Annotated in this window: 3 protein-coding genes; 2 read left to right on the forward strand and 1 reads right to left on the reverse strand. The window is 64.0% G+C overall.

The genetic code is table 11. From position 1 onward, the window contains the following. Positions 1-191: 191 nt before the first annotated feature. Positions 192-3,260 carry a pullulanase-type alpha-1,6-glucosidase gene (pulA, locus tag RIF85_RS10430; RefSeq protein ID WP_309071844.1) on the reverse strand — a complete coding sequence of 1,023 codons (3,069 nt, stop codon included), beginning with the start codon at positions 3,258-3,260 and terminating at the stop codon, positions 192-194. Positions 3,261-3,404: 144 nt separating this feature from the next. Between pulA and RIF85_RS10435 the strand changes: the two genes are divergently transcribed. Further along, positions 3,405-4,436, forward strand: coding sequence for a LacI family DNA-binding transcriptional regulator (locus RIF85_RS10435; RefSeq protein ID WP_309071845.1), 1,032 nt, complete (start codon positions 3,405-3,407; stop codon positions 4,434-4,436). 29 nt (positions 4,437-4,465) lie between these two features. Next, on the forward strand, positions 4,466-6,170 hold a 1,705-nt coding region (locus tag RIF85_RS10440), incomplete at its 3' end, for a prolyl oligopeptidase family serine peptidase (RefSeq protein ID WP_309071846.1).

The raw sequence follows: 6,170 nt of genomic DNA on the forward strand, positions 1-6,170 counted from the left end.
AGTGTCAGTCGCGGTTGTCATGATGGTCACCTCACTGTGCGAGGCCGGCGATATGCCGGCCCGAAATAATTACCGACCGTTCGTTCAGGATATCGGCGACGCGACTTCAGAGTCAACACTGGCAGGAGTCTGACACACGTGAAGGCCGGAACAGCTGGTCAAGCTGTCCGGCCTTCACGAGTTGCTGAGGTTTACTTCGCCTCGAAGACAGCGACGGTCAGCGGCGGGACCGTAAAGCTGCCCGTCGACGAATCGAAGGCCGCACCCTTCACCACCTCGTCCGGGCCGCCCTGCTGGACCCGGTGCAGAGCGAAGGCCTGCCCCGCGGCGGCAGGCACCGTTTGCGTGGTCGTCGTGTCGGATGCGTTGAAAACGACGACGACGCCGGTCCGCTCGCTGTCGACATCCGATCCGGTGGTGTCATCGATGTGCATGACGATTACGCCCGGTGTCTGCTCCGGTCCACCGGAGGGGAACGACAGCTTCTGCTGAACCAGATCGGCAGAGCCGAGATGGAACAGGGGCGAACTCTTGCGGATCTCAAGGAGCGATTTCGCTTGTTCCCGGGCCGTGGCGATGTCCGCCGGTGCGGGCTTGAGTGCCGGATCCGCGAGCAACGGCTTCATGAACTCATATTTGTCGGCGTTGTCGGCGCGCGGCGGCAATCCACGGGCAAATCCGTTTTCCGTCCCGGTGTGGTCCAGAAGGTTGAACCAGTCACCCGAGTCATAGCTGTTACGGTCCAGGGACTTGCTGCGCAGGGCTTCTCCCCCGGCGTGCCAGAAGGACACGCCCTGTCCGAGCGCGGTGGTACTGAGCGAGAGCGTCTGGAACCGGATGCGGTCCGCCATCGACGTCTCCGGGGCCAGCTTGAAGGCGAGGCTGTCGAACAGAGTCTCGTTGTCGTGGGCCTCGACGTAGGTGATGGCTTCCTGCGGATCCGCGGTGTAGCCGGCGGGGCTGCCGTTGTAGTCGATGTCGGCTCCACTCACTTCGGCGCCGGTGCGGTCAACGAATCTGTAGTCCCGGAGGTTGCCTGTCAGACCCACCTTGATCTGGTCCTGGTTCAAGAGCAGCCTGGCCCGCTGGTCCGCGGGGCTGCCGTTCACCTCGGCACCGTTGGGTTGCGTCAGGAGGCCCGAGCCGAAGCCCTGTACACGCGGATCCTCATCGAAGGGTCCGCCACCGCGCACTGCGTCACGGAGTCGGTCATTGAAGGTCCCGATTCCCGTGCCCGCCATGTTTGCCTGGGTTGCCTGCTCGAAGCGTGCATTGTCTGCGACCTCGCCGAAGTTCCACCCTTCCCCGTAGACGTAGACGCTCTTGCCGTCCACGCCGTCCCGCTCAAGAGTCAGTTCATCGAGGGCTGCTCGCACGTCGAGCATGTTTTGCTTGCTGTGGTGGCCCATCAGGTCGAACCGGAATCCATCAAGCTTGTAGGTGCGGGCGAGCGTCACGATCGAATCAACCATGAGCTTGCCCATCATCGCGTTCTCGGTTGCCGTATTGGGGCAGCAGGTCGAGGTTTCGACAGCTCCGCTGGTGGCGTTCAACCGGTGGTAGTAGCCCGGCACGATGCGGTCGAGGTTGTTGTTTGAGGCCTGCCCGGCGCCTGCGGTGTGGTTGTAAACCACGTCCTGGACCACCCTCAACCCGGCAGTGTTCAGGCCTGCGACCATCTCCCGGAATTCGCGGATGCGGGTGCCGTCGCTTGGGTCTGTCGAGTACGAGCCCTCAGGCGTCGTGTAGTGCAGCGGGTCGTAGCCCCAGTTGAAGCCGTCCTTGCCCGCAACAGCGGCCACGCAGGCCTGCTGTTCTTCGCTGTCCGGGGCGAACTTCGCAAGTTCACACTGCGGCTCGGCCTGTACGTCGCGGCGCTCCTCGATTGTTCCGATGTCGTTGACCGGCAGCAGGTGTACAGCATTCAAACCGGAGTCCGCGAGGTCCGCAAGGCGCTTCATGCCGTCGCTGTCCCTCTCGGCGAAGGCGGCGTAGGTTCCACGACGCTCCTCCGGAACCGTAGCGTCATTGATCGAGAAATCGCGCACGTGCAGCTCGTAGAGTGAGAGGTCTTCGGGCTGGGCGAGGGCCGGTTTCTGGAGCGACTTCCAGCCGGAAGGCGCCAATTGCGGATCCGTCAGGTTCACGATCAGGCTGCGCTCGGAGTTGGTGGACAGGCCGACGCTGTAGGGGTCCGTCACGAGGTTTCGCTCAACCTGTCCGGTCTCAGGTACGTAGACCTCCACCTCATAGAGGTAATACGCATCCTTCCAATTCTTTTCCCCCAAAACTGACCAGACGCCGTCGTGCCCTTCCTTCAAGGGAACGCTGGCCAGGACTTCCCCGCCGGAACCCTCCCGGTAGACGTGGAGGCTGACTTCGCGGGCAGTTGGTGCCCAGAGGTCGAAGCGCGGGCGCGGACCCTTCCAGCTCAGTCCGAGTGAGCGCTTCATAGCATTTGGGTACAGCGCGTCGATGACGCCCGGCACCTGGACGCGCGTAGCCTGCAGCACCGCCCCATCAGCGCCAACCTGAACGGCAAGCAACTCTCCCTTGAGCAGCTTCCTTGCCTGAGCGGCCGCTTTCCTGGGCAGCGTCAGGAAATCGAAAGACTTCAGGTGCGGGTGGGCCGCAGCGAACTCGGGATCGAGTGCATCGCCCCTGCGTTCCAGATTGAGGTAGTCACCACCGGTTATCGCCCCGTCCACTACCTCCAGGCCGCCGTTTGTCGAGGAGTAAAGACGGTAGGAGGCACCATCGGGCGCTTCATCCAAGTCCCAGGCGAATGTTCCCGGCGCCAGCCAATGCGCCGCAGCCCCGGCAATCGCGGACTGCTGAACGTCACTGGTGATGACGTGGGTGCTGTGATTATAGGTGAAGGTGATCGGCCCTCCCTGCGAGGTCAGGGCGATGTCGGCTCCTCCTGCTGCGCCGCCGTCGCCGTAGTTTTCGGTCCAGTTCCCGTTGAGCGCTGCTTTGTAGGCGTAGTCACCCGCTGGAACCTCAAACGTACCGCTATAGATTCCCGGCGACCCAGCGACTTCACTCAAGGCCGTCGCGGCGCATTCGGGCTGCCAGTCGCCGGCACACCCAAGCTCTGACTGGAGCGAGCCCACGAGGGTCACGGATTGCGGGGATGGGCTGTGGTCAGCAAGCGCCGGCAAAGGCATCAGGCTGACCAGTAGCGGTCCGGTCACGACACCGGCAGCGAGCCCGGCGAAGCGCCGTCGCCTGCGGTGAATGGATGAGGTGGTGTGCATGAATCCTCCTTGACGCGCTTCACTGCACGTCCGGTTCGGTAGTAGGCCACTTCACCCTAGGAAGCGGCCGAATGACCGTCAAGGGTTTACTGAAATTTTCATGAAAGTTTCACCCGTCGATCGCGCGGAAGATAGGATGGATCCGTGACGCTCCCACCGTTGACCGACAAGCCCCGGCTGGAGGATGTTGCGCGCCGCGCAGGAGTCAGCGTCCCCACCGTCTCGCGGGTGATGAACGGTCGCAGCGGCGCTTCACGAGAGACCCGGCAGGCCGTCCTCACCGCAATGGACGATCTGGGTTACGAGCGTCCGGACCGTCTCTCCGGCCGGGCGAACGGGCAGATCGGCATTGTGGTGCCCGATCTGGTGAACCCGATCTTTCCCGCTTTCGCCGGAGCCATCAGTGCGCTGGTTGCCCCCCATGACTTCATCCCGGCCCTGTGCACCCTCCCCGGCGGCGGCGTCACTGAGGATGAATACGTTTCCCTGCTGCTGGATCAAGGCGTCCGCGGATTGATTTTCGTGTGCGCCGCACACGCGGATGGCCGTGCAAGCGTCGAGAGATATCACCGGCTGCGAGCCCGCGGCATCCCGTTTGTGCTGACCAACGGCACCCGGCCGGAGGTCGATGCACCCTCCATCGCGAATGACGACTCCATGGCCATCCAGACCGCCGTTCGCCACCTCGCATCGCTTGGGCATCGGAAGGTCGGATTTGCCACCGGGCCTGAACACTTCATTCCAAGTCGCCGGAAGCTCGAAGGTTTTCGGGTAGGGCTTGAGCAACATCTCGGCCAGACGGATCCGTCAGAGCACACGGCCGTCACCATGTTCAGCATCGAGGGCGGGCACAGCGCCGCCGTCGAGCTTTTGGAGACTGGCCACACGGGCATCGTGTGCGCGTCCGACGTCATGGCTCTCGGCGCCATCCGCGCCGCACGCTCACGGGGCCTGCGGGTGCCCGACGACGTATCCGTGGTGGGCTTCGATGACTCCCCCTTGATGGCGTTCACTGATCCCCCGCTGACGACGCTCCGCCAACCCGTCGCCGGCATGGCAGAGGCGGCCGTCCAGGCGCTGCTCACGGAATTGTCGGGCGGACGCAGCAGCCGCACGGAGTCGTTGTTCGAGTCGGACCTGATCGTCCGGGGATCCACCGCGGCCGCGCCCAGCTGACCTGCGCCGCCCTCTGGCAGGATAGTTTCATGACTCTCACTCCTCCCGTTGCCAAGAAGGTCCTGACCGAGCGCACGCACCACGGCGACACCTTCATCGACCCTTACGAGTGGTTACGCGCCAAGGATGATGCAGAGGTCGTGGAGCACCTCCGGGCTGAGAACGCCTACACCGAAGCGGTTACCGCCGGTCAGGAGGAACTGCGCCAGGAGATCTTCAACGAGATCAAGAACCGCACCCAGGAAACCGACCTCTCCGTCCCGGCCCGGAAGAAGGAGTGGTGGTACTACTCCCGCACGGAAGAGGGAAAGCAGTACAGCATCCATTGCCGGGTCCGGGCTACGGACACAGGCGACCTCGCGCGCGACTGGACTCCGCCGGAAGTAGTGCCGGGTCAGCCGGTCGACGGCGAGCAGGTACTGCTCGACGGCAACGCCGAAGCGGAAGGCAAGCCCTTCTTTTCGCTCGGCGGACTCACCGTCAGCGAAGACGGTGCCCTGCTGGCATTCTGCGTGGACAACGCTGGGGATGAGCGCTTCACCCTGCGGATCAAGGATCTGCGCACCGGTGAGCTACTTCCCGATGAGATCCCGAACGTCTTCTACGGCCTGGCGTTCTCGCCGGACGGATCCCAGGTCTTCTACACCGTCGTCGATGACAGCTGGCGTCCCTATCAGGTGAAATCACACCGGCTGGGCACCGCCGTCGAACAGGACGAGCTGGTGTACCAGGAGGATGACGTCGCAATGTGGACCGGGTTCGACCTGTCCGCTGACCGCACGCAGCTGCTGATCGGCATCGGCTGCTCGGAGTACAGCGAGTACCGCGTGCTGGACCTTGAGAACCAGGACGCCGGCCTCGTCACACTGATCCCGCGATCCGAGCGGGTCCTGTATGAAGCTGAGCCGCTGCGCGTCGAGGGCCGGCTCCACTACCTGCTGACCCACGACCGCGGTGCGAAGAACTCGATGGTGAGCCTTGCTGCCGCCGAGCAGTTCAGCCGCCCGCTGGCCGAGCAGGAGTGGCTGACCGTTGTGGAGCACGACGACGCCGTCCGCGTCCACGGCGCCACCGTCACCGCCACGCACGTGCTTGTGTCGGTGCGCAAGGACACCACCATGCGCGTGCAGATCATGCCCCGGGAGGGCCTTGGAACGCCGGCGCAGCAGCCGGCCATCGAGCCCGCCTTTGATGAGGCGCTCTACACCTGCAACCTCGCCGGTGCCGAGTTCGAGTCGCCCATGATCCGGCTCTCCTATGCTTCCTACTTCACCCCGCCCCGGGTCTATGACTACCTGCTCGACGGCGGTGTCCTGACCCTGCGCAAGGAGACCGAAGTGCGCGGCGGCTACCGCTCCGAGGAGTACGTTGCGGAGCGCCAGTGGGCGCCAGCCACCGACGGGACGCTCATCCCGTTGTCCGTCCTGCGGCGGCGTGACCTTGAGCAGAACGGGATGAACCCCGCAGTCATCTACGCCTATGGCAGCTACGAGATCAGCATGGATCCCGGATTCTCCATCTCGCGACTGTCGTTGCTGGACCGAGGCGTGATTTTCGTCGTCGCGCATATCCGCGGCGGAGGTGAGATGGGACGAACCTGGTACGAGAGCGGGAAGAAGCTCGCGAAGAAGAACACTTTCACGGACTTCGTGGACGCGACCACCCATGTGGCCGAATCCGGCTGGGTCGACCCGGAGCGCATTGCTGCGATCGGCGGATCAGCCGGCGGGTTGC

Origin of the sequence: Arthrobacter sp. (assembly GCF_031179385.1) — a bacterium.
Taxonomy (GTDB): domain Bacteria; phylum Actinomycetota; class Actinomycetes; order Actinomycetales; family Micrococcaceae; genus Arthrobacter_D.

Coding starts and splice junctions, on each gene's coding strand:
- pulA (WP_309071844.1), bottom strand. CDS start 3,260: ATGCACACCACCTCATCCATTCACCGCAGGCGACGGCGCTTCGCCGGG.